At 45.8% G+C, this 25,062-nt stretch carries 22 protein-coding genes, 1 tRNA gene, 1 other RNA gene and 1 pseudogene; 20 read left to right on the top strand and 5 right to left on the bottom strand.

Features of this window, described 5'->3' with window-relative positions; translation table 11 throughout:
- Positions 1-104 precede the first annotated feature (104 nt).
- Positions 105-1,493, top strand: coding sequence for a PcsB-like coiled-coil domain-containing protein (locus NE638_RS00125; protein ID WP_021652858.1), 1,389 nt, complete (start codon positions 105-107; stop codon positions 1,491-1,493).
- A gap of 155 nt (positions 1,494-1,648) precedes the next feature.
- On the opposite strand, the gene pduB is transcribed toward NE638_RS00125, so the two are convergent.
- Entirely contained in the window at positions 1,649-2,371 is a 723-nt protein-coding gene (pduB, locus tag NE638_RS00120) for a microcompartment protein PduB (RefSeq protein WP_015525654.1), read from the bottom strand.
- Positions 2,372-2,649: 278 nt separating this feature from the next.
- Between pduB and NE638_RS00115 the strand changes: the two genes are divergently transcribed.
- The 5 genes from NE638_RS00115 (at position 2,650) to NE638_RS00095 (ending at position 9,052) form a co-directional block, all read left to right on the top strand.
- Entirely contained in the window at positions 2,650-3,201 is a 552-nt protein-coding gene (locus NE638_RS00115; protein WP_118607955.1) for a biotin transporter BioY, read from the top strand.
- A complete protein-coding gene (locus NE638_RS00110) occupies positions 3,191-3,631 on the top strand; it encodes a DUF1284 domain-containing protein (protein ID WP_173745589.1) in 441 nt (146 codons plus the stop codon). The genes NE638_RS00115 and NE638_RS00110 overlap by 11 nt, the downstream gene beginning before the upstream one ends.
- Positions 3,632-4,035: 404 nt before the next feature.
- On the top strand, positions 4,036-7,542 hold the full coding sequence (locus NE638_RS00105; RefSeq protein ID WP_173745588.1) for an Ig-like domain-containing protein: 3,507 nt from the start codon (positions 4,036-4,038) through the stop codon (positions 7,540-7,542).
- Between the two features lie 209 nt (positions 7,543-7,751).
- Positions 7,752-7,825, top strand: a tRNA-Pro gene (locus NE638_RS00100).
- Between the two features lie 135 nt (positions 7,826-7,960).
- The gene (locus NE638_RS00095; protein WP_110102767.1) at positions 7,961-9,052 is read left to right on the top strand and encodes a DUF6128 domain-containing protein; all 1,092 of its coding nucleotides are present in this window, start codon (positions 7,961-7,963) and stop codon (positions 9,050-9,052) included.
- A gap of 55 nt (positions 9,053-9,107) precedes the next feature.
- On the opposite strand, the gene NE638_RS00090 is transcribed toward NE638_RS00095, so the two are convergent.
- Positions 9,108-9,803 (bottom strand): anaerobic ribonucleoside-triphosphate reductase activating protein, encoded by a 696-nt coding sequence (locus NE638_RS00090; protein ID WP_110102768.1) that lies wholly within the window; start codon positions 9,801-9,803, stop codon positions 9,108-9,110.
- A 164-nt stretch (positions 9,804-9,967) separates the two neighbouring features.
- On the opposite strand from NE638_RS00090, the pseudogene NE638_RS00085 reads away from it, so the two are divergent.
- The 3 genes and pseudogenes from NE638_RS00085 to NE638_RS00075 all read left to right on the top strand — a co-directional run.
- Positions 9,968-10,156: pseudogene (locus tag NE638_RS00085) on the top strand (family 1 glycosylhydrolase); the annotation flags it as partial.
- Positions 10,157-10,460: 304 nt separating this feature from the next.
- Positions 10,461-10,991 carry a tRNA adenosine(34) deaminase TadA gene (gene tadA / locus NE638_RS00080; protein WP_114001486.1) on the top strand — a complete coding sequence of 177 codons (531 nt, stop codon included), beginning with the start codon at positions 10,461-10,463 and terminating at the stop codon, positions 10,989-10,991.
- Positions 10,992-11,143: 152 nt separating this feature from the next.
- Positions 11,144-11,581, top strand: a complete 438-nt coding sequence (locus tag NE638_RS00075) for a GatB/YqeY domain-containing protein (protein WP_022426683.1) — start codon at positions 11,144-11,146, stop codon at positions 11,579-11,581.
- Positions 11,582-11,675: 94 nt separating this feature from the next.
- Here NE638_RS00075 and ffs read toward each other — a convergent pair.
- Positions 11,676-11,937: signal recognition particle sRNA large type (ffs, locus tag NE638_RS00070), an RNA gene on the bottom strand.
- A gap of 53 nt (positions 11,938-11,990) precedes the next feature.
- Positions 11,991-12,752: a hypothetical protein gene (locus NE638_RS00065; protein WP_114001485.1), complete on the bottom strand. Its 762-nt coding sequence runs from the start codon at positions 12,750-12,752 to the stop codon at positions 11,991-11,993.
- A gap of 290 nt (positions 12,753-13,042) precedes the next feature.
- On the opposite strand from NE638_RS00065, the gene NE638_RS00060 reads away from it, so the two are divergent.
- The 8 genes from NE638_RS00060 (at position 13,043) to NE638_RS00025 (ending at position 20,768) form a co-directional block, all read left to right on the top strand.
- Positions 13,043-14,125 (top strand): 6-phosphofructokinase, encoded by a 1,083-nt coding sequence (locus tag NE638_RS00060; protein ID WP_021977972.1) that lies wholly within the window; start codon positions 13,043-13,045, stop codon positions 14,123-14,125.
- A 70-nt stretch (positions 14,126-14,195) separates the two neighbouring features.
- On the top strand, positions 14,196-15,818 hold the full coding sequence (dnaX, locus tag NE638_RS00055) for a DNA polymerase III subunit gamma/tau (protein WP_118607820.1): 1,623 nt from the start codon (positions 14,196-14,198) through the stop codon (positions 15,816-15,818).
- Between the two features lie 31 nt (positions 15,819-15,849).
- Positions 15,850-16,206, top strand: coding sequence for a YbaB/EbfC family nucleoid-associated protein (locus NE638_RS00050; RefSeq protein ID WP_015525666.1), 357 nt, complete (start codon positions 15,850-15,852; stop codon positions 16,204-16,206).
- Complete coding sequence (gene recR / locus NE638_RS00045; RefSeq protein ID WP_015525667.1) at positions 16,206-16,802, top strand: recombination mediator RecR; 597 nt, start codon at positions 16,206-16,208, stop codon at positions 16,800-16,802. Before NE638_RS00050 ends, recR begins: the two co-directional genes overlap by 1 nt.
- Before the next feature lie 87 nt (positions 16,803-16,889).
- Positions 16,890-18,008: a LacI family DNA-binding transcriptional regulator gene (locus tag NE638_RS00040; RefSeq protein WP_118607819.1), complete on the top strand. Its 1,119-nt coding sequence runs from the start codon at positions 16,890-16,892 to the stop codon at positions 18,006-18,008.
- Positions 18,009-18,282: 274 nt separating this feature from the next.
- Positions 18,283-18,936, top strand: a complete 654-nt coding sequence (gene fsa, locus NE638_RS00035) for a fructose-6-phosphate aldolase (protein WP_015525668.1) — start codon at positions 18,283-18,285, stop codon at positions 18,934-18,936.
- 66 nt (positions 18,937-19,002) lie between these two features.
- A complete protein-coding gene (locus NE638_RS00030; RefSeq protein WP_015525669.1) occupies positions 19,003-19,842 on the top strand; it encodes a transketolase in 840 nt (279 codons plus the stop codon).
- Entirely contained in the window at positions 19,830-20,768 is a 939-nt protein-coding gene (locus NE638_RS00025; RefSeq protein WP_015525670.1) for a transketolase family protein, read from the top strand. Before NE638_RS00030 ends, NE638_RS00025 begins: the two co-directional genes overlap by 13 nt.
- Here NE638_RS00025 and yyaC read toward each other — a convergent pair.
- Positions 20,741-21,328, bottom strand: coding sequence for a spore protease YyaC (yyaC, locus tag NE638_RS00020; RefSeq protein WP_021650942.1), 588 nt, complete (start codon positions 21,326-21,328; stop codon positions 20,741-20,743). The genes NE638_RS00025 and yyaC overlap by 28 nt on opposite strands.
- Positions 21,329-21,485: 157 nt before the next feature.
- On the opposite strand from yyaC, the gene NE638_RS00015 reads away from it, so the two are divergent.
- From NE638_RS00015 to NE638_RS00005, 3 genes are all read left to right on the top strand, one after another.
- A complete protein-coding gene (locus tag NE638_RS00015; RefSeq protein ID WP_021650941.1) occupies positions 21,486-22,766 on the top strand; it encodes a LysM peptidoglycan-binding domain-containing protein in 1,281 nt (426 codons plus the stop codon).
- Between the two features lie 66 nt (positions 22,767-22,832).
- A complete protein-coding gene (locus NE638_RS00010; protein WP_256137095.1) occupies positions 22,833-24,065 on the top strand; it encodes a DUF5711 family protein in 1,233 nt (410 codons plus the stop codon).
- Positions 24,066-24,075: 10 nt separating this feature from the next.
- The gene (locus tag NE638_RS00005; RefSeq protein WP_021650939.1) at positions 24,076-24,783 is read left to right on the top strand and encodes a CvpA family protein; all 708 of its coding nucleotides are present in this window, start codon (positions 24,076-24,078) and stop codon (positions 24,781-24,783) included.
- Positions 24,784-25,062: the final 279 nt, after the last annotated feature.

The following is a 25,062-nucleotide window of genomic DNA, read 5'->3' as shown; positions in this document are numbered from 1 at the left end:
AAAAATTAAATTATTACGTATTTGTTACAAAAATAAAATAAAATTATTGCTTTCTATGAAAAATGTGTTATACTAGAACCCATGAAAGGACGAAAGGTGTTTATATGAAGAATAGAAAAGTTTTCACATTACTGCTTACAGGTATGCTGACCCTTTCCATGGGAAGCACCGTATATGCATCAGGTACAGACGCCGCGATTGCAGAGGCACAGGCGGAGAAACAGGCCGCTGAGGAGGGTCTTGCGCAGGTACAGAGCAGCATCGGCACACTGGAGAGCAAGAAGCAGGAGCTGGAGAGCTATCTGGCTGATTTAAACGCACAGTATGAGGATCTTACCAACAGCATTTCTGAGCTTAGTATCCAGGCTGCTGAGAAGGAAGATGAATTAAATAAAGTAAAAAAAGAATTGAAAAAAGCAAAGAAAGCTTCTGCAGATCAGTATGAGTCCATGAAGCTTCGAATCGCATATATGTATGAAAATGCCGGAACTTCCGCACTGGAGACACTGCTTTCTTCCGAAAGCCTTGCAGAATTCCTCAATCGCGCGGAGAATGCGATCCAGATTTCTACATACGACAGAGACATGCTGGATAAATATGTGAGTCTTCAGAAGAATATCCAGGAGAATGAGAAAAAGGTTGAGACGGAGTCCGCAGAGATCGATGATCTGATGACGGAGCGTGCAGCCAAACAGCAGGAAGTGCAGTCCATGGCTTCCAGCACAAGCGATGATATTAACTCTTATGTAAACCAGATCAGCGCCAGCCAGGAAGAGGCTCAGCAGCTGATGGCAGATATCAGTAATGCAGACAGCAGTATTACCGCTCTGGTACAGCAGGCAGAGGCGGAGAAGGCTGCAGAAGAGAAAGCTAAGGCTGAAGCGGCAGCAGAGGCTGAGAGACAGGCAGCAGAAGCGGCAGCCCAGGAAGAAGCCGATCAGGATAACGAGGACAGTGAAGAGGCTGATTCTGACGATGATTACGGCTATGATCCGGAGGAGGATACAACCGAGTCTTCCAGCAGTTCTACAAGTACAGACATTGTTGTAGAGGAGGAAGAGGAAGCGGATGATGTACAGTCCGGAAGTTCCGAAGATGTTTCCGAGGACAGCTCCCAGGAGGAGGTTTCTGAGGAGGTTTCCAATGATGAGACAGCTTCCGAGGAGACGGAAGATGCCTCTGCGGATACGTCCGATTCCGGTTCTTCCAGTCAGGGAACATATCTTGGAAACTTTACACTGACCGCATACTGCAACTGTGCACAGTGCTGCGGTACAGCCGGCAATCTTACCGCCAGCGGAACAGTTCCGACAGCAGGACGTACCGTTGCTATGGCAGGTGTTCCGTTTGGGACCAAGCTTCTGATCAACGGTACTGTTTATACGGTAGAGGATCTGGGAACTCCTTACGGACATGTGGATATCTATTGTGGAAGTCATTCTGAGGCATTAAGCTTCGGACTTCAGTCTGCAGATGTATATCAGGTGGGCTGATCCGGAAAAATCCATAGGAGAATATTTAAGAGAAACACAGCGCTGCAGGATCGTATGCTGATCCCTGCAGCGCTGCTTTTGTATGCATGACGCAGATATGTGTTTCGTGAAGTGTAGTGTGTGGAAATTCACAAATTTCCTGCAATCCGGAGATTTTACAGATACGGCGTACCCGGGATCTCCGGATAGGTTCCCATACCGATGAGAAGCTCAAGGCCTGTCTGACGGCCTTCCAGTACAGCAGCTTTTACAGCACTGGCATCACCGGAGATGGCGATGATCACTTCATTGGAATGACTGGTACCGATATTCGGAGTCATATATTGTGTAATGGATACTGCTGCGGATTTCACGGCATTATCTGCCATCACAAGACCGATAGCAGCCGGAGAACCTGCCATGAAACCAAATGCTTCACCCAGAGGTGTGCCGAAGGCTTTATGGATAGCAGGACCTGCACTTGCGGAAAAAGCAAACTCCAAGTGGCCGGATTCGCTGATGTAGACCTCACCTGCATATTTGTTAGTCAGTTCCAGAGCCAGAGAAATGGCGTGACGCACGTCGGATACATCATTTCCGCCAAGGACGATATAGTTTCCATGACCGCCCCAGCCCTTGGTGTCTCTTGGAAGTTCAATGGAAAGGACTTCTGTATTTGTGGCTTTTACTGCATCGTCAATAGCTGTGATCTGACCGGCAGCGCCTGTTCGGGAACTGAAAAGCCCCAGACAGTGGTATTGGGTACCTACGTTCATCTTTTTAAGCAGAGAATCATCAACTCCGGAGATCACGAGTCCGATTGTGTCAAGGACTGCGGTCCCTACAAATTCAGTCCGTGTGCAGTTGGTGCTGATGTTATGAATATCGTGTATATCCATGTGGAAAAATCCCCCTTTTTGCTGAAAACTCATTGGTTTCAGTATAGCATCAGAGAGGGGAATTTGAAAGTGAAAATTGACAATATCATTTGTAAATGGCAGGTTTACATAGTTGTAAACGGCATTGCAAAATGTAAACTTAAAAAATAAAATTAAGTTGACATTAAAATCCTGCTGTGTTAAATTGTTAACAGCGAAAGAGCGGATATCATTTATAAAGGACAGGAATGATCTTCCGACAGGAAAAGCAGAAAAGGAAAGAGAGGATACAGATTATTATGACAACAGTGGCAGCAGGCAGAAGCAAGACGTATGATCTTGTTTACATTGCAGTTTTTGCAGTAGTGATGGCAGTTTGCTCATGGATTTCCATTCCGGCACAGGTACCGTTTACTCTGCAGACATTCGGAGTATTTATGGCAGTTGGTGTGCTTGGAGGAAAAAGAGGAACTCTGGCAGTTCTGGTTTATGTTCTTCTTGGAGCAGTAGGAGTTCCGGTTTTTGCAGGATTTTCCGGAGGCATTGGAGCTCTTCTCGGAAATGCAGGTGGATATATCATTGGATTTATCTTTTCCGCACTTGTTATGTGGGCAATTGAGCACGTTTTTGGCAGAAAGCCGGTTGTTCAGATCATTTCCATGGTCGTTGGACTGATCGTATGCTATGCCTTTGGAACCGCATGGTTTATGTTTGCTTACACAAGAAGCACAGGTCCGGTAGGTCTTATGGCAGTTCTTGGCTGGTGTGTGTTCCCGTTTATCATTCCGGATCTTATCAAGATCGCACTGGCTTATGTTTTATCAGGAAAGGTACGTAAATATGCAAGATAAAAGCAGTGCTGCGGCATATGCTTCTGATGAGGGCACAGAGGAAATAGTCATTCCTCTGCGCCCTCATCATGGTATGTGCCTGGCGTATTTTAAGGGGGAAGGCTACAGTAACGGTTTTACTGCACATATGGCCGAGATGCTGAAGATTTTTCTGGAGGGAAAGAAAATAAGGCTTCATGTGGATACGGATGAGATCTGCTCTGCCTGTCCGAATAATCTGGGCGGACATTGTGAAACCGGAGATAAAGTGGCAGAGTATGACAATGCCGTGCTGGAAAAATGTGGACTGAAGGCCGGACAGACATTGCACTTCAGCGAATTTACAAAAAAAGTCCAGGAAAAAATCCTTGCGGCAGATAAACGTAAGGAAATCTGTGGAAACTGCCAGTGGAACAGTATCTGTGAAGAACAGAAGAGCCGCTGGGCATAAAAGAAAGCAAAAATATAGAAATATAAAAAAGTATATAATCTGAGAATGCCGGAGGAAATGGCAATGTCTGTTGCATTTCCTGAAATGATGTCTTGGAATATATACTTTTTTTGTTTGAAATATTAGATAATAATATAAATATTTTGAAAACAATTTTTAGTTGAGAAAAAAACAACAATAACCGCGAGGCTTTTTTGCCAGATATGTATAGACAAATAATTTAAGCATTGATAAAATGACGATATGTTAGCTTAGACAAACTAAAGCGTGCTTGACAGAGCACTTCTGCAGAAACTGACATATGTTGAATATCCTGCAGAAGAAATTTCAATTAACCAGAGCAGCTGTAAGGTCATGATCTGGTATAAAGTCGTGTAATATAAAAGACAAAGAGGAGGACAGGTATGCATAAGTGGAAGCTTTTTAAGAAGTCAGCTGCACTCGTTCTGAGTTCAGCGGTGATCGCGTCAGGAGTGCCGGTAACGGCAATGGCGTCTGAGGCGGAAGTTTTTAGTGACGTGTCAGAAGAAACACAAGGAGAGACAGCACAGGAAGAAGGAGAGAACGAGGATCAGGAGTCTGTTTCCCAGGGCCAGCCGGAAGTTGGTGAAGCTGATATTCAGTCGGAAGAGCCGGAAGAAAGTGATGCAGAAGCTATTCAGGAAGAAGTAGCAGAAATTTCAGCAGAAGAGATTCAACAGGAAGAGGAACCGCAGATCCAGGAGGATACAGAAGAGGCATTCGGTGATGGAGAAGCATTTATGGCAGAAGCAGGCGAGGTTCTTCAGGATGCTTCTGAGATCACTGTTGCAGGAGTGAAATATCTCTGGTCCATGCAGCCGGCAGAGGGATATACACAGATAGGAACAACAGGCGTTTATGTAAAAGTGGCAGACGGGCAGACAGCTCTGAACGGAAAGCTGTACGGAACGACAACCTTAAGTTATTCGGAATTTTATGCCGGGGATACCACTCAGGAGAGCTATGACGCTATCACTTCGGCAACAACGAGTAAAAATCAGATTTTTGCTAATGAGGACAGCACAGAGGTGACCTCTTCCGGATATCAGATCCAAGGTGTGAAGAATGTAAGTGTTGCAGTGGACGCGGAAACCTATGTAGATGCACAGGCGCTGAAAGCTGCTTCCAAGCTTCCGAGAGAGGGTGTCTATACAGAGGCAGCAGATATTACATTGAATGAAGCGCCGTCACAGGAAACAGGACAGTATAAAACACTGAATACAGACGGAACATACAGTGCAACAAAATTCGATGTAAAAGCAACGGTCACAGATGCATCCGCCCAGATCCAGGCACCGTCGATCTGGGGCGATTATATGCTGGTGGTAAAAGAAGCCGGCACAAAATATCTCCGCAATTCCAGACAGGATGATTTTGCTGTAGGCGGAAATACACTGGGAGTGATCCTTGAAACTGCCAGTGGTAAGAAGGTAGGACTTCGTCATACCTATGAAATCTGGGTACAGCCCTACGAACTTGCGTTTTCAGCAGGATCCGGGCTTATCGGGGAAAAAATTTCAAAGGTGACTTATATTACTCCGGACGGTTCCTATATATATGAGTTCGGAGACAAAGCTCCTCTTGTGAAAAAACAGCCTGAAGCAGGAATGAAGGTACAGGCAGCTTTTGTAAAAGAAAATACAACCCAGGTTAAAGTTGATGATCTTGACAAATATGAAAACCCTAAGGTTTCCGTATACTACACAACAGGAAGTGGCCATGGTAAAAAGACAACGTATGTTGTAGATCATGCAGTGGCAGAGAATGGGGTGGTAACCTTTGAAAGCAGTGTAGCCAGGGCCGGGGATGAGATCTACACGGTTATGATCTCAAGCGACAATTATGTGGATATGACAAAAAATATCACACTGACAGGCCAGCCGATCACGGTTTCCAATGTTTCCTATTACTGGGTAAAGGGAGCGGTGGATGGATATACACAGATTCCGGGAACAGATATTTATTATAAGGTGGCAAATGGACATCAGGCACTGACAGGAACACTTTACGGTACGGCATCTCTGTCATACGAGGAATTTTATGCGGGAGATGCAACGAGCCGCAAGTATGATTCCGTTACATCTGCCACAACCAGAAAAAGTACTGTTTTCGGAAATGCAGATGTTCAGAATCTGACAGAAAATGGCTATGAGATCGCAGGAGTAAAAAAGGTTAATGTAGCTACAGATGCAAAAACGTATGTAGAGGCGCAGATCCTTTCAGAAGCGGGAGAACTTCCGGAAAGCGGAGTATATACAGAAGCAGCAGGGATCACCCTGGGACGTACTCCGACGGTAGAGCCTGGGCAGTATAAAACACTGAATACAGATGGAACATACAGTGCTACAAAATTTAATGTAAAAGCAACTGTGACAGATGCGGAGGCAACACTCAAAACATCTTCTCGCTGGGGAGATTATGAGATTGATGTAAAAGAAACCAGCACAAAATATCTCCGCAATACAAAGAGTGATTCCGATTTTGCAGTTAACTCCGGGATTCAGGGAATGATCCTGGAAACAACAGACGGCGGAAAATATGGCATGCGTCATATGAACGAGATGTGGCTGAAGGTGTATAAGGTTGCCTTTGCAAAAGATACAGGTCTTGAGGGAAAAACCGTAAACAAGATCACGTACATTATGGCAGACGGCGCGTATGTATATGAATTTGCAGATGGTATTTATGTTAAACCGCAGGCAACAGAAGAGATGGCTGTTTCTCCGGAATTTACGGACAGCACCCATGTTAAGCTTGCAAATCTTGATAAATACAAAAATCCGAAGGTATCTGTTTTCTATACAACAGGTGTCGGACATGCTTCAGAGACAACATATCTTGTACAGGATGCAGTAACTACAGATGGAGTGGTTGCTCTGGATTCCACTGTAGCGAGACCGGAAAATGAAACCTATACAGTAAGAGTTTCCAGTGATGGTCATGCAGATGTTTCTGTTCAGCTGGTGTATGGAACGATTGCTTTTAAAGAAAATTCAGGAGTTCTTTATATCGGAAGCTCCAGACAGCTTGAAGCAGCAGGCGAGAATTGCAAGGATGTAACATACGCTTCCGATAATGAAACGGTTGCATCTGTGGACGAGAACGGAAAAGTAACTGCGAAAGCAGCAGGAACAGCCGTGATCACAGCAACATCTGCAGCAGGAAAAACTGCACAGTACAAGCTTACTGTAAAAACGCCATCTGTAAAACTGAATGCATCAGCGAAGACGCTTTATGTAAAAGGATCTCCAGCTACAGTGACGCTGAAAGCAACGACCGCAGGTGTTACCGGAAAAGTAACCTATACAAGCAGTAAACCATCTGTTGTAGCTGTAGCCGCAAATGGAAAGGTAACTGCAAAGGCGGCAGGTACAGCTGTGATCACAGCGAAATGCGGAAATTATAAAGCAACCTGCAAGATCACAGTCAAGAAGCCGACTGTAAAAGCTTCGGCTTCAGCGAAAACTGTATTTGTGGGTGGAACAAGCCAGATCAAAGTGGAAAAAACAGGCGTTAGCGGAAAAGTTACTTATACAAGCAGTAATAAATCCGTTGCAGTGGTAAGCGCAGGCGGAAAAGTAACAGCAAAAAAAGCAGGAACAGCTACAATTACAGTAAAATGCGGAAGCTACAAAGCAACCTGCAGGATCACAGTAAAAAAAGGCAGCCTGAAGATCACATCCAAAACAGCTGTAAGTGTAAAAGCAAAGAAAACAACAGCCATCAAGGCAGCTGCTACTTCAAAGGCAAAGATCACCTACAAAAGCAGCAATACAAAAGTTGCTACTGTAAGCAGCAAAGGTGTTGTTAAAGGTGTGAAAAAAGGAAAAGCTGTTATCTATGTAAGCAGCAACGGAATCACAAAAAAAGTAACAGTTACAGTGAAATAAGCATATATTTCACCTGAATATATTTGATATGTTATAAAGAACCTTTCCCAAAACTGCTTCGGGTCTGCGAAAATGCATGCCCGAAGCAGGAAAAAAGAAAAAATTCGATTTTTTTGAAAAATTTTAATTTTTTCTATTGACAAAGTACAGAAACTCTAATATAATAGCTCTTGCAGTTGAGCAACACACAAACAACTGAAACAGAATAACGAAGCGTGGCTCAGTTTGGTAGAGCGCTGCGTTCGGGACGCAGAGGTCGCAGGTTCAAATCCTGTCGCTTCGACTAACAGCTTGAGAATCCCTTGGTTGAGGGGTTCTTTTTTATGTTTGTACATCCTGGAGCTTTTTTCAGTTGATGGAATGATTTCTCTCGATCTTCATATATATTAACGAAACCGAAATACCGGAGGGACGTGCGTTGGCTGGATATCAGCGTTTTGTTGCGTATGTGTACGAGTATCGGAAAGGAAAAAAAGATAGCAGCAGCGGTTATGTGAGGGTGGAGGCCAGAGATAGGAAATGCCGTGTGGAGGTTCATCTGCGCTGCGTTGGACTGGAGCCTGGAAGTCGGTGCAGAGTGTATGGGTTTGTGCGGCAGGAAGGGCTGATGGATGGTATTTTGATCGGAAACTGTGTTACCGGGCGGGAACGGATCGAGTGCGCACTGGAGACGGATACAGGGGATATTGGAGGCATGGGAAAAAGTCTTCAGGAGCTTGGAGGATTGCTTCTGATCTCCGATGCCGGCGGATTCTGGGGAACGGAATGGGATGATCAGCCGATCCGGCCGGAGAATTTCCGCGAGTGGAAGAAAAAAGAAACGGAATTTCGGAAGGAAACGGAGAAAACAGGAACGGAATATCAGAAGGCGGCGGAGAAAACAGGCAGAGAGCGGGAAGAAAAGGAAGAAGAAAATCAAAAAGATGGAACCTTGCCAGAAGTGCAGGAAAATCAGAAGGAGTCAGACAGGATCATGACGGTGGAGGAGATTCAGGAGGATGTATTAAAGACATCGGAAACCGGAAATTCATATCAGGCTCCCAGTCCGCATCCGCCGGAGCCACCGCATCCGCCGGAACCACCACGACCAGGCCAGCCGTCACCGCATCCGCCGGAACTACCACGGCCAGGCCAGCCGTCACCGCATCCGCCGAAACCATCGCGACCGGAGCCATCTCGTCCACTTCCGGGAATACCCTGTGATGATCCCTTTAACGACGGCTATTTCACAGACTGCCGCAAGATCAGACCATCGGACTGCAGTGCCTTATGCAGAAAAAACGGCTGCTTCTGCAGCAACCGTTTTGTCATGTACGGATATCAGAATTTCGGCCATCTTCTGCTGTGCAGAAATCCCCGGGGACAGTACATACTGGGAGTACCCGGTGGATACAGCCAGCAGGAACGGTTTATGGCCAATATGTTTGGCTTTCCCTACTTTAAGGAATGTCCGGATATTCATATCCCAGGCGGAAAGGGAGGATACTGGTACTGTTTTATTAACATCTGATCAGAAAAATTTCGGCATCCATGCAGATAAGCAAACAGTTTTGCAAATCCGCAGATCACAGCTCCATACCACGAATTTCTACTACCGGGATCGTCTGAGACAGGATATCCCGGTAGTTTTTCATTTCTTCCTCGGAGCAGGCAGAGAATCCCGGTATCAGAACTCCGTCGGAATCCCGGTAAGCCTGGAGATAATAAGCTTTTGCACCGCTTAACCACCGGCTGATCTCCTGAAAATCTTTTTCGGAATGAAGTTCCCTCACAACTGTTGTACGAAATTCATAATCAAGGTGTCCGTCCAGCAGCCATCCGGCAGTTTCCCGGATCCCATCCAGATCAGCATGTACACCGGTAAGCACAGGATAGTTGGAAGGACAGGCCTTGATATCCATGGCAACCTTGTTGATCAGGTCAGCTGCTGCGAGATTTTTTACCACGGAGGGGCGGGAACCGTTGGTATCGAGCTTCACATCATAGCCCAGCTCCCTGATCCTGCTGAGAAATTCCGGCAGCTCCGGTGCAAGTGTGGGTTCACCGCCGGAAATACAGACGCCATCGAGAATCCCCTTTCTTTTTTTTAGAAAAGCCAGGATTTCCTCCTGGGAATATTCAGGCTGGGTGTCAGGCTCCACGACAAGAGTTCCATTCTGGCAGAATGGGCAGCGGAAGTTGCAGCCGCCTAAGAATATGGTACAGGCTACCCTTCCCGGATAATCCAGCAGGGTTGTTTTGTTAAATCCACATATTTTCATAGGAAAATCCCCTTGTTTCTCTTATTTATGATACTACAAGCATACTCTCCCCCGAGAAAAGCTGCAAGCCTTTTTGACTGAATCAAGTAAGTTTCCTGCGGAGTTGCGAAAAGCAGTAAGCAGAGATGGGGACTTGCTCATGGAAGAAAAAAAACATATAATTTATGGGCTACACCTCCTGGGGCTGCATTGACCTTGTCAGTGCATCTACAGCAGAGCTGAAAAAACGCTACGGCTACATCTACGTGGACCGCAACGACGATGGAACAGGTACACTGAACCGTTATAAGAAAAAATCCTTCTATTGGTATAAAGATGTGATCGCTACCAATGGTGAGTCACTTCACAAATAATCTGGCTGCTTGACTTTCCGGAAAAAAGCAGATATAATGCATTCATTGACGCAGACAATGGAGTTCGCGAGAGCTTCCGTTGTCTGCGTTTTTCTGTTATACAATAAAAAAAACGCTGCAGAAATTAGTGTGGAAATTTCTGTGGCGTTTTTGGCTGTGTGCGAATATCTGTTTTGCAGCAGATTGACATGGAATATTTGAAAAGTTATAATCGAACGGACAGAAGGCTGAGAGCAGTCTTAGTATGAACAGATAGAATCCCGGAGCTTTTTCCGGAATGTGAAGTTACAGGAGGAGTAAAAACGTGACAGATCAGGAACGTTTTATGAAAGAGGCGATCCGCCAGGCAAAAAAGGCCCGTGCATTGGAGGAAGTGCCGATCGGCTGCGTGATCGTGCATGAGGGAAAGATCATAGCCAGAGGCTACAATCGTCGCAATACAGATAAAAATACCTTATCTCATGCAGAGCTTAATGCTATCCGAAAGGCTAGTAAAAAGCTGGGAGACTGGCGTCTGGAGGGATGCACCATGTATGTAACGCTGGAGCCTTGTCAGATGTGTTCCGGTGCACTGGTACAGTCCAGGATCGATGAGGTGGTGATCGGCTGTATGAACCCGAAAGCAGGCTGTGCCGGATCTGTGATGAATCTTCTTCAGATCGAAGGCTTTAATCATCAGGTAAAGATCACAGAAGGGGTATTGGAAGAGGAATGCTCCGAAATGCTTTCCACATTTTTCAGGGAACTGCGGGAGAAAAAGAAGCAGGCAAAAATCCTGAAGAAGCAGGAAGCAGAGCGCCTTGCCGGGCAGACACAGTCAGAGAGAGCGGAATAGAAAGAAAAGTCCCGGGAGATTTACTCTTGACAGAATCCTGTGAAAATATCAAAATAAAATCATAAATGGATTTCACTATTACAGACAGAAAATCCATTCAGACCAAGCGAAAGTCGTTGATACAGGAACGACAGAAAATGGAGGAACAAAAAATGGAACTTGAAGCTTTAAGAAAAGACATGGTAGCAGCAATGAAGGCCAAAGATAAGGTAACAAAGGAAGCAGTTTCCGCACTGATCGCAGCAGTAAAAAAAGCTGCCATTGATGAGGGATGCCGTGATGACATCAAAGGAGAGCTTGTAGACAAAGTTATCCTGAAAGAGCTGAAAACAGCAAAAGAGCAGATCGACACCTGCCCTGCAGAACGTACAGATCTGAAAGAGGAGTATCAGGCAAGATATGATATCATTGCGAAATATGCTCCGAAGCAGATGGATGAAGCAGAGATCAAGGCTTATATCGAGGAGAAATTTGCAGATGTTCTGGCAACAGGAAATAAAGGCCAGATCATGAAGGCAGTTATGGGAGATCTGAAGGGAAAGGCAGACGGCAAGCTGATTAATCAGGTAGTTGCCGGATATTGTAAATAAAATAATAGCACAAAAAATCCCGCCGGATCAGTCATAAATGACGGACCCGGCGGGAATGCTGTTTATATAGAGATCATATATTATAACCTTTTTTACGCGCGCCGCACCTCGGAATGGTCTCACAGACGTTACCTTTACAGTTAACTCAGCCCAGGCACCCTCACGGCACACAAGAGCTTCTGCTTAGTGCTGCTGCATTCCTGCCCTGACACGGTTCACAGATTCCTGTTGCGTAAGACCCAGACGTCAACGCCACTTATAAAGGGCTGCTCTGCAAGATACAAGCCTCAGATTGGCATCACCCCTGCTGTAGCGGATTGCAGGTACAGGGCACCGCTATCTCCCCGGCTGCGCGGAATTTAATTATAGACTCTGAAACCGGATTTGTCAAGGTACAGACCGAAATAAATCAGTTCATATTAAGTGTACAGTACTGTACCGCCCCGTTTTTGGTGTTGCGAAGGGTGAAGCTGATATAGGCGGACTGCTTCGCGGAAAGATTTCCGATATGGAGCGTGGAAGAAGAAGCCCCGCTGTTAGGGGCGTTGTAATTGGTACTATACTGTGTATGGGTCCGGTTGTTGTTGAAAGAAACGCCTGTGATCTTCCAGCCATTTGCAGCGGTGCATTTCATGACAGCATTCTTCTGTGTCTTGTTGGCGTAACGAAAGGCGTTATGGCCGGAGCTTTTGAATTTTCCGGCAAGATTGCCTTTTACACCTGTGATGGAGACGGATTTCAACGGGTTGACATAACGAAGCACCTTGATGGTGGAAGTATAGGTTTTGTTTCCGACCTTGAAGGAAATCTTTCCGGTTCCGGGCTTTTTAACGGCAAAACCGATATTGTAGAAATGATCGGAGTGAGTGTACGGTTTTGCACCCTTGCGGAAAGCCTCCGTGGTACTTTTGAATCTGCTGGAACCGAAGTAATCCAGTGCGATCACAGATCCTCCGCTGACTACTTTAACATTGGATTTGAGAATGTTCTGTTTAGCAGGAATATTACTGATCGAGATCTCATCGTATCCCAGGTCCTTTCCGGATGTGGGCATATAAACGATCCGGGTTTTGGAATAATTGATCGCTGCACTGGCGGCGAGAGGAGTCATGGCGCATACCATGGCTGCGGCTAATAAAGCGCAGGATAGTTTTTTGAGAAATTTTTTCATAGGACTCTCCTTTCTAGATGAAAATTTTCTGTAAACATACGAAAGTTACTGATAATTTTATTTTACGATGAGATACAGGTAAAGTCAATCAATACACTCGCTGTTTTCGTGCTTTTTTGGCTATTGTACACTGCCTGAAAATGCTTTATAATATTATATTGTGTAAAACTCTGTGAAAAGAGAGGATACAGTAGTTGTTCTGCAGAAATACGTCAGGTGGAATATCTGTCTTATATGCAGACAGCAACAAATAAAATGTGCACATAAGAGGGCACAGAATGGAGGACGCTATGATTAAAAGAATCGGTCTGCTGACAAGCGGTGGTGACTGTCAGGCACTGAACGCAACCATGAGAGGCGTTGTAAAGGGTCTGAGCAACAGCGTTGAGAACCTTGAGGTTTATGGATTTGATGACGGATATAAGGGACTGATCTACGGGAAATACCGTATGCTTACAGCCAGGGACTTTTCCGGAATCCTGACTCAGGGCGGAACTATTCTCGGAACATCCAGACAGCCATTCAAACTGATGCGGGTTCCGGATGAGAAGGGACTGGACAAGGTTGAGGCCATGAAACAGACTTACTATAAGCTCTGTCTTGACTGTCTTGTGATCCTCGGCGGAAACGGAACGCAGAAAACCGCCAATCTTCTCCGCGAGGAAGGCCTGAATATCATCCATCTTCCGAAGACCATTGATAATGATATCTGGGGTACAGATATGACCTTTGGCTTCCAGAGCGCTCTGGAGATCGCAACAAATGCCATTGACTGCATCCATACAACAGCTGCATCTCATGGACGTGTATTTATTGTTGAGATCATGGGACATAAGGTCGGAAGCCTTACACTGAATGCCGGTGTTGCAGGCGGAGCAGATGTGATCCTGATCCCGGAGATCCCATACGATATCAATAAGGTTGTAGAAGCCATCCAGAAGCGTAACAAGGCAGGCAAGCGTTTTACCATTCTTGCAGTAGCTGAGGGAGCTATCTCAAAAGAAGATGCAGAGCTTCCGAAGAAAAAATACAAAGAAAAGCTTGCGGAAAGAGCGAAGAAATATCCGTCTGTATCCTATGAGATCGCAGACCAGATCCAGCAGGTGACCGGAAGTGAGGTACGTATCACAGTTCCGGGACATATGCAGCGAGGCGGAGAGCCATGTGCATATGACCGCGTTCTTTCCACAAGGATCGGTGCCGGTGCAGCGCAGGCGATCATGGATGAGGAATACGGTGTTATGATCGGTGTCATCAACGGCAAGATCAAGAGGGTTCCTCTTGCTGAATGCGCAGGCAAGCTGAAGATGGTATCTCCAAAGGATCAGCTTGTAAAAGCAGCCAAACAGATCGGAATCAGTTTTGGCGATTAATGAATTATGAGTCATCTGGCCGCCGCGGGAGTCTTTCCGCGGCGACTGTGGCGAAGAGAAGGAGAGTTTTATGAGTTATACTGCTCTTTACCGTAAATTTCGTCCCGACAATTTTGACGATGTAAAAGGACAGGATCATATTGTGACAACACTGACCAACCAGATCAAGGCGAACCGTATCGGACACGCATACCTGTTCTGCGGAACGCGTGGTACCGGAAAAACTACGGTTGCAAAGATCCTGGCGAAGGCAGTAAACTGTGAACATCCTGTAAATGGCAGCCCCTGCAATGAATGTGCCATGTGCAAGGCCATTCAGGCGGGAACTGCCATGAATGTGATCGAAATCGATGCAGCCTCCAACAACGGTGTTGATAACATCCGTGAGATCCGTGAGGAAGTGGCTTATCGTCCAACAGAGGGTAAATACAAGGTTTATATCATCGATGAGGTGCATATGCTCTCAACAGGTGCATTTAATGCTCTTCTGAAAACATTGGAGGAGCCGCCTTCTTATGTTATTTTTATCCTGGCGACTACAGAGGCCCACAAGATACCGATCACAATACTGTCCAGATGTCAGCGCTATGACTTTCACCGGATATCCATTGATACCATTGCTGCCAGACTTTCCGAGCTTCTGACAGCAGAAGGGGTGGAAGCAGAGGAGAAGGCTGTACGCTATGTGGCAAAAAAAGGCGACGGGTCCATGCGAGATGCCCTGAGTCTTCTGGATCAGTGTATTTCCTTTTATCTGGGACAGGTGCTTACTTATGATAAAGTCCTGGATGTTCTGGGAGCTGTGGATACAGAGGTATTCAGCAGGCTTCTCCGAAAGGTTCTTTCCGGCGATGTGACAGGTTCCATTCATGTGCTGGAGGACCTGATCACAGGCGGCCGGGAGCTGGGACAGTTTGTATCAGATTTTACCTGGTATATGCGAAATCTTCTGCTTGTGAAGACTTCCGAAAATCCGGAGGAAGCCATTGATGTTTCTTCTGAGAATCTGAAGCTTCTGAAGGAAGAGAGCGGGATGACAGATGTGGAGACGCTGATGCGTTACATTCGTATTTTTTCCGATCTGTCCAATCAGATCCGTTTTGCAAGCCAGAAGCGTGTATTGGTGGAAATCGCACTGATCAAGCTGTGCAGACCGGCCATGGAGACAAATCTGGACTCTGTTCTTGACAGGCTTCGTGTCCTGGAAAAGCAGATGGAGGAACGGCCTGTGCAGCAGGTGATCGTTCGGGAGAGCGAGGCCTGTGGAGCCGGGGAACCGGGGGCGGCAGTGACCGGTACAGCAACGGTACAGCAGCAGAAACCACAGAAGGCAGCTCCTGAGGATCTTCAGAAGATCGTGGCAGGCTGGCGTGCCATCGTGGGTCAGACTACCGGACTTTTTAAGCAGTCCCTGCAGCGTGCAGTCCCCAAGTATAACGGAGAGACAGGAGATCCCATCCTTTATGTGGAATTCCAGGATTTTCTGGGGATGAATTATGTAGACAATCCGGAGGCGAAGAAAGAGCTTCAGGACATTATTGCTGCCCGGACAGGCAAAAGCGTGGAGATACATATGCTGGTAGCCAACAAACATCAGCACACCAATCTCGCGCAGATCACAGTAGACGATGCACTTCGGGAGAATATCCACATGGATATCGTAGTGGAAGAAGACCCGGATGAGGAGTCATAAATCCGTAAACAAAAAACAGGAGGAAAGTATTATGGCAAAAAGAGGTGGATTTCCTGGCATGGGTATGCCGGGAAACATGAATAATCTTATGAAACAGGCGCAGAAAATGCAGCGTCAGATGGAAGAAAACCAGAAAGCTCTTGAGGAAAAAGAGTTTACAGCAACAGTAGGCGGCGGAGCTGTTTCCGTTACAGTTTCCGGTAAACGTGAAATAACAAAGGTCACACTTTCCGAGGAAGCGGTAGATCCGGATGATATCGAGATGCTTGAGGACATGATCGCGGCAGCAACAAATGAGGCGCTCCGTCAGGTTGAGTCCGAGTCAGCAGCAGTGATGTCCAAACTCACAGGCGGCCTTGGCGGTCTTGGCGGAGGTCTTCCTTTCTGATGGAATATTACAGCAGCCATATCAATAAACTTATTGAGCAGCTTTCCCATCTTCCGGGGATCGGAGCCAAATCTGCCCAGCGTCTTGCATTTCATATCATGAATATGCCAAAGGACCAGGTGGAGCAGCTGACCGCCTCCATTACCGATGCAAGGCAGAATGTTCAGTACTGTAAGTGCTGTTACACGCTGACAGATCAGGAGCTTTGTCCGATCTGCGCCAATCCCAAAAGGGATCACAGCACGATCATGGTGGTTGAGAATACCAGGGATCTGGCAGCATATGAGAAAACAGGTAAATTTGATGGTGTATATCATGTACTTCATGGTGCGATTTCCCCGATGCTTGGGATCGGGCCGGATGATATCAAACTGAAGGAACTGATGAAGCGCCTTCAGGGGGATGTAAAGGAAGTTATTGTGGCAACCAATTCCAGTCTTGAAGGCGAAACGACAGCTATGTACATCAGTAAGCTGATCAAACCGACCGGGATCAAAGTAAGCCGTATCGCCAGCGGAGTTCCGGTGGGCGGTGATCTGGAATATATTGATGAGGTGACACTTCTCCGGGCACTGGAAGGAAGAGTGGAACTATAACCGGATCAGGTGAAAAATTCCCTGAGGGATTGCAAAAAGTGATAAGCAGCCAGGAAATTTCCCCAGATTATAAAGGAGGTGAGACTGGTGGCAAAAAAGAAAGCAACCTCATCGGATGTGGCAGCACGCGCAGGAGTTTCCCAGGCAACGGTATCCATGGTGCTGAACCGGAAATATAATGTTTCTTTTTCGAGAGAAACTGTGGAGCGGGTGGAGCAGGCGGCCAGAGAGCTTGGCTATGAGCTTCCCGGACGTCGGAAACACAAAGCTGACAGAAAAGAAAAGCTGATCGTTGTTTTCTGCCCCACACTCACCAGTCCCTATTATGTACTGCTGCTTCAAGGGATCGAGGCTGTGGCCAATGAGCAGGGATATGGGGTATTTATCTGCAACACCCAGCGCGATGCGGGGTTGGAAGAAAAATATCTCCGTATGATGCAGACTATGCGGCCGGCAGGGATCATCTATACCTGCAATCCTCATCCGGATTTCCAGCATCAGGTAGAAAAGATCGCAAAAGAAACACCGCTGGTCATCATCAGCAACAAGGAAAAAACAACCACGGTAGATGCTATCAATCAGGACAACACAGTGGTAGGAAGGCTGATGGCCAGACATCTTCTTGATCTGGGGCACACGGATGTGGCATTTATCACGCCGCCACTTACCAGACGGCAGTGGCAGCGCTCCAAGCGTGTGGAGGGCTTTGTCCGCGAGTTTGAAAAAGAGGGAAAAAAGGATCATGTGCTCATCAAGGCGGCAGATGAGTCCAATGACAGAAAGATCCCGCGGATGGATTCCGAGTATGCCATGGGCTACGAGCTGACCATGGAGCTTCTCCAGGAAGGAAAGAAATTTACGGCTATCGCAGGACAGAATGACATGATGGCCATAGGCGCCATTGATGCGCTGCATGAAATGAGGATACACGTTCCGAAGGATGTTTCTGTCATAGGATGCGACAATATTTTTTATTCCGGCATCCGCAGGATCTCCCTGACAACCATTGATCATTTTGTTGCGCTGAAGGGAAGGGATGCCTGTGACATCATCATCCGTAAGATCGACATGAATGATAAATTTTACCTGGATGAAAGACCTGCCAGCCTGTATAATATCGAATATACCCCGAAGCTGATCACGCGCCGCACGACGGGGTATGCAAGACTGGACAGAAACCAGTCTGATGAACAGAAAAATAAATAATGGCGCAAAAATTATTAATAATAATATATAGAGAGAGTTTCCATGACACATTTGAATAGAAACCTTGTTAGCTACGATAATTACGGCGATATTCGAATTGAGGAAAATGGAAAGAAGCTGTTTTGGGTGAAAAAATTGACAGGCACTATTAATAAAATGTTATTTTATTAATAAAAGATTTATTAATAAAAAGCAGGTGCCTTGACCCCCGCAATGAGTTTGTTATAATGGAATCATCAAGAAAAAGAACGAACGTAAACAGGAGGAAAAAACAATGAAATTTTTTATCGACACAGCTAAAGTAGAGGATATCAGAGAAGCAAATGACATGGGAGTTATCTGTGGAGTTACAACAAACCCGTCTCTGATCGCCAAAGAAGGAAGAGACTTCAACGAGGTGATCAAAGAGATCACAACGATCGTTGACGGACCGATCAGCGGTGAGGTTAAAGCTACCACAACAGATGCTGAGGGAATGATCCGTGAGGGACGTGAGATCGCAGCGATCCATCCGAACATGGTTGTTAAGATTCCTATGACAACAGAGGGACTGAAGGCAGTTAAGGTTCTTTCCTCTGAGGGGATCAAGACAAACGTTACTCTGATCTTTTCTGCTAACCAGGCACTTCTTGCAGCAAGAGCAGGTGCTACATATGTATCTCCGTTCCTTGGAAGACTGGATGACATCTCCACAGATGGCGTTGAGCTGATCCAGCAGATCGCTGAGATGTTTGCAGTTGCAGATATCCCGACAGAGATCATCGCAGCAAGCGTTCGTCATCCAATGCATGTAACTGCATGTGCACTTGCAGGCGCAGATATCGCTACGGTACCGTTCAAGGTAATTGAGCAGATGACACATCATCCGCTGACAGATGCAGGTATCGCTAAATTTCAGGCTGATTACAAGGCAGTATTCGGTGAGTGATCGAAACCTCTTTTATATACAAATTCCCTGTGAACAGCAGGGCACTAAAAAGGAGACATTTATAACATGGATAAGTTAGAACTTCAGAAAGTTGCCAACGAAGTCCGCAAGGATATCGTAACAGCAGTCCATGCAGCAAAGGCCGGCCATCCGGGCGGATCCCTTTCTGCAGCAGACGTGTTCACCTATTTATATTTTGAAGAGATGAACATCGATCCGAAGGATCCTAAAAAGGCAGACCGTGACCGCTTTGTCCTTTCTAAAGGACATACAGCACCGGGACTCTATTCTGTACTTGCAGAGAGAGGATATTTTCCAAAAGAGGATCTGAAAACACTTCGTCATCTGGGCTCCTATCTTCAGGGACATCCGGATATGAAGCATATTCCGGGCGTTGATATGTCCAGTGGTTCTCTTGGTCAGGGAATCTCTGCAGCAGCAGGTATGGCTCTTTCTGCCAAACTCAGTAATGATGACTATCGAGTATATACATTGCTGGGTGATGGTGAGATCGAGGAGGGCCAGGTGTGGGAGGCAGCTATGTTCGCAGGCTTCCGTAAACTGGACAACCTGGTTGTGATCGTAGATAACAATGGACTTCAGATCGATGGTGACATTGCAGATGTATGCTCCCCGTATCCGATCGACAAGAAATTCGAAGCTTTCAATTTCCATGTGATCAATGTTGCGGACGGCAACGATATGGATCAGCTGAAGGCTGCTTTTGATGAGGCAAGAGCTACAAAGGGTATGCCGACAGCTATCATCATGAAAACAGTAAAAGGTAAAGGCGTTTCCTACATGGAGAACGCAGTAGGCTGGCACGGAAAAGCTCCGAATGACGAGCAGTATGCACAGGCAATGGAAGATCTGGAGAAGGTAGGTGAAGCATTATGTCAGAAGTAAAGAAAATCGCAACGAGAGCAAGCTACGGCAGTGCCCTCATAGAACTAGGAAAAAAACACGAGGATCTTATCGTTCTTGACGCTGACCTTGCTGCAGCTACACAGACAGGTATGTTTAAAAAAGAATTCCCGGAGCGTCACATTGACTGCGGTATCGCAGAGTGCAACATGATGGGTATTGCAGCAGGAATCGCTTCCACAGGTAAGGTTCCCTTTGCAAGTACTTTTGCAATGTTTGCAGCAGGACGTGCTTATGAGCAGGTTCGTAACTCCATCGGATATCCGAAGCTGAATGTAAAGATCGGAGCAACTCACGGCGGTATTTCTGTAGGTGAAGACGGCGCCACACATCAGTGCCTGGAGGATTTTGCCCTGATGAGAGTGATTCCGGGCATGGTCGTTGCAAGTCCTTCTGATGATATCGAAGCAAAAGCTATGGTTGCTGCTGCTTACGAGCATCAGGGACCGGTATACATGAGATTCGGACGTCTTGCTGTTCCGGTTATCAATGACAGACCGGATTATAAATTTGAGCTTGGTAAGGGCATCGTTCTCCGCGAGGGAAAAGATCTTACCATCATCGCAAACGGACTTTGCGTTGCACCGGCTCTTGAAGCAGCTGAGAAGCTTGCAGCAGACGGAATCGATGCAAAAGTGATCAATATCCATACCATCAAGCCTCTGGATGAGGACCTTGTTGTTGCAGCTGCCAAAGAAACCGGCAAGGTTGTAACTGTTGAGGAGCATTCCATCATCGGCGGTCTTGGCGGAGCTGTATGCGAGTGCCTGGCTGAGAAGGCACCGGTACCGGTTAAACGTATCGGAATCCATGATGTATTCGGTGAGTCCGGTCCGGCATTAGAGCTTCTTCATAAATACGGTCTCGATGCAGAGGGTATCTATAAGCAGATCAAGGAGTTCGCATAATCAAGATCAACAGGGGATAAGTCTGTTTCTGCAGGAAGTATCTTAAGGATCCCGCAGGCGATCACATCTGCAAGTGCTACCACGGTGGAGAGCCGGGTAGTCTGCAGGGTAAGCTGCTCCATGATTCCGGCAGTATTTACAATGCCGGTGATATGGATGTCCCCTACAGGTGGAAGATCTTTCTGAACACCAGCACCTGGGTAAAGTGCACCATTTCCAATGGTCACATAGCCCAGGTGTTTTTTTTGTCCAAGAGAAGCATCTATGGCGATCACAAGGGCGTGTGGATGAAGCCTTGTGATAAGCGATGAAGTTTTTTCTAGGTTCAGGGCATGGACCGGGCAGGAAAGAGTGCCGTAGACAAAAATATGTCCGGTTTCATGAGGATGAAGAAGGTGTCCGATATATGGGCCTAAACAATCTCCGGTAACACGATCACTGCCAATGCATAAAAACACGATCTCGGTCCATTTTTTAGGACAGTGAAGAATGCATTTTTTCAGAAGATAAGCAATCTCGCCGGATGAACCGTTTTTTTCGGCATCAATGTAAAAAGCCATGAGAAACCTCGATTCTTTTTTCACTCTATCATATCCTGAAAAAAGGAAAAATATGCATGGTGCGGAATCTGTCGCTAAATTCTGTGGACAGACTCTTACATTCTGCTAAAATCCGCATTTTTACTGTGCTATGCTTGGACAGAAGGAGTGATATGAGATGATAGAAGTCATTTATAAGGAGGACACAACAGAACAGGAAACCGCACAGGAATCGTTTTCCATGCCTAGAAATGTAAGGCAGATCGGGCTGGCGAACGGAGATTACAGGATTTATATAGAAGATTATGTATACACATTTCTCTGCAGCCTGGCAGAAGATGAAAAGCCGGAAGGCCAGGGAAGTGTGGCGGTACTTACAGGTGAAATTCAATGGACTGCAGATATGACCTGTATTTTTATAAAAGGTGCCATTGCAGCAGACGGCATGGAGGCTGCGGCAGAACATATTGACTTTTCGGAAAAACTCTGGCAGAAACTGCAGGAGGATAAGGATCAGTATTTTCCGGAGCAGGAGATCGTGGGATGGTTTTTTGCACAGCCTCAGATAGCAATGGAGATCACGGAGCTTTTTGTGAAAGTACATCTCAGACATTTCGGAGGGGAAAAGATCCTGATGCTGATGGATCCTGGAGAACGGGAGGATGCCTTTTTCCGTTATGATGGCGGCATGATGGCAAAACTGAGCGGGTATTATATTTATTATGAGAAAAATTCTCAGATGCAGACGTATATGATTGAACGCAGCCAGAAAGAGGGCGGAGAAGCATCCGAGAAAGTGGAGGACAGGGCTGTCAGAAATTTCAGAAAGATCATAGATAGTAAAAATCCGGAGGAACAGGGAGAAGAGAAAACTTCTGTTTTTTCTTATGCGGCTACGGTGTGTCTGGCATTGGCAGTTCTTGTGGCTGGAGTGGGCTTTTATCGGAATCAGCAGGAAAAAACAGAGGTTCCGGAAGATTATCGCGCTGCTTCTGCTTCGGTGGTGCAGATGACACCTGCAGTAACAGAACCGGTGCAGAGTGTATCGATTTCGCCAAAGGCGGTGCAGACGCAGAAACCGGTGCAGACACAAAAACCGGTGCAGACACAAAAACCGGTACAGACGCAGGAAGCTGTGCGGGGAACTCCGGTCCCGACGGAAACCACGCAGAAAAGAGAAAAAATCTCAATAACACCGGAACCTCGAAGTTCAAAAAAACAGTCTGTTTCAGAAGCAACGCAAAAAAAAGATAATAAAACAGAAGAGAAAAAAACAGAAGAGACTTCAGTGGCTGCAGGAAATCCTGGAGAAACTTATGTGATCCGCCCGGGAGACACCTTGTATCAGATCAGTCTCAACCGCTATGGTACTGTAGCGGCGATGGAGCAGATCTGTGCATTAAACGGAATTTCTGCCAATGAGATCATTTATCCCGGGCAGGTAATTGTACTACCCTGATGGAGTGTGCTATAATAACTGGAAAACCAATTACAAAATAAAATACTTAAGGTAAGGGATACGGTTGTGAATATCATAAAAAAAATACAGAAAAAACAAAAGCGTAAAAAGCTGATGAGGCAAAAAGCCAGGCTTGCACAGGAACAGGCTGCGCAGGAAGACGCTTACTACAGGAGAACTTCTCATTGCCGAAGGATTTCAAGAAAGGGAAAAAAGGTGATCACAGCGGCAGTGATCGCTGCTGCAGTCTGCCTGGTTTTTCTCTATGCAGAAAAAAGAAGCTATCACAGCTATAAAGTATTAAATACAAGCGAACAGGAAGATGTTGTGTCCACACAGTATGTGGACATGGATGGAGATATCCTGAGATACAGTCCGGATGGAGTATCTGTTGTGGACAACAGCATGAATACGATCTGGAATGAAACCTATACAATGCAGAATCCTATTGCAGATGTGAATGGAAGCAGGGCGGTTGTTGCAGACAGCGAGGGAACATTGCTTTATATCTGCGACAAAAAAGGTGTGACCGGAACTGTAACAACATCTTATGCTATTGTAAAAGTGCGGATCGCATCGAATGGAATGGTTGCAGTGATCCTGGACAATGATGATAATACCTGGATCAATTTTTATAATCCGGATGGCAGTCTGGTCGCGGAAAATCTGACTAAGATCGATGATCCGGGATATCCCATGGATGTAGCAGTGTCTGATAACGGAGTGATGATGGTAACATTCCAGTATGTTGATGGAAGCAAGACTACCAGCTATGTGGCATTTTATAATTATGGGGATGTAGGGCAGAATGAGGATGATCGGATCGTAAGTGGTTATACCTATGAGAATGTAGTGATCCCGCAGGTGGAATGTATCAGTGACAGTAAGTATATTGCTTTGCGAGATGATGGATTTTCTACTTACCAGGGAAGCCAGATTCCCAAAGAAAGCAAAACAGTCAATGTAAAACAGGAGATCGTAAGTACATTTTTCAGTGATGACAGGATTGGCCTGGTATTTAAAAACAATAATAAAGATGATCTGTATACAATGGAAGTCTATAGTATGAGCGGACAGCTGAAATTCCGTAAAAATTTCAATATTCCATATACGACTATAAAAATGAGCGGAGATAATATCATCATGTATAACAGCTCGCAGATCTGCGTGATGAACAACCGTGGCGTACAGAAATATGCCGGAAATGTAGATGGAACGATCCGGGATTTCTTTAAGATCGGATGGAATAAATATCTTATGGTACTGGATACAGGCGTCAGCACCATAAAATTCAGTTAAGGGGGCAGATATGAACTGGACATGGCTTGGACTGGCTGTGCTGGTCCTGCTTGCCTTTTCCATGGTGGATGGATACAGGCATGGCTTTGTAAAAGAAGTAGTATCTGCATTGCTTGTTCTGATCTCCGTTGCTCTGGTATGGCTGATCAATCCTTATGTGAATCAGTTCATACGTGAGAATACGTCTGTTTATGAAAAAATCCAGACTGCCAGCGGATCATTTGTGGATTCTCTGGCAGATGGAAAAGAAACCATGGATGAGGAGGAACAGAAGGCGTTGATCAGCAGTATGGATATTCCGGATCTCCTCCAGAAGGGGATAACAGAAAATAATACGGCATTGGTGTATCAATATCTGGCGGTTAATACATTTGCAGGGTATATTTCCGGATATCTGGCCAATGTAGCAGTGAACTGTCTTTCTTTTTTGGTATCATACATACTTTCCTCAATCCTGATCCATGTGCTGGCGTATGCCATGGATCTCCTGGCAAGATTGCCGGTCATTCGTGGGATCAACAAAATAGCCGGCGCCGTAGTAGGAGGCATGAAGTGTATTGTTTTTGTATGGGTCGGAATGCTGGTACTTACGATTTTATGCAACACGGAAATAGGGCAAAAGGGTCTGGGACTGATCCGGGGTGATACAGTACTGGATTTTCTTTATGATAAAAATATTTTTATCCGTATTTTTACAGGAATATTTTATGGTGGGTAAAAGAAACCGCATTTTGCAGACGAAAAAGCACCAGGATACAGGTGGTGACCATGTCTGTGAAATGCGGTTTTTGGCGAAAAAATACGTTTTTCAGAAAAAAATGAAATTTATGTAAAAAACATGTTGACAGCTAATGGAAAAAATGCTATTCTATCAGAGTTGTTAGGAACAAATTGTTTTTAAGAAACAGATAAATACATCTGATTTCAGAAAAATAAAAAAGTAGTTGACAAAAGACAGAAGATATGATAAAGTATCCAAGTCGTCAACAAAACGACA

It is taken from the genome of Blautia sp. MSK.18.38, assembly GCF_024460535.1.
Taxonomy (GTDB): domain Bacteria; phylum Bacillota; class Clostridia; order Lachnospirales; family Lachnospiraceae; genus Blautia_A; species Blautia_A fusiformis.
This window is presented reverse-complemented; position numbering and strand designations above follow the sequence as displayed.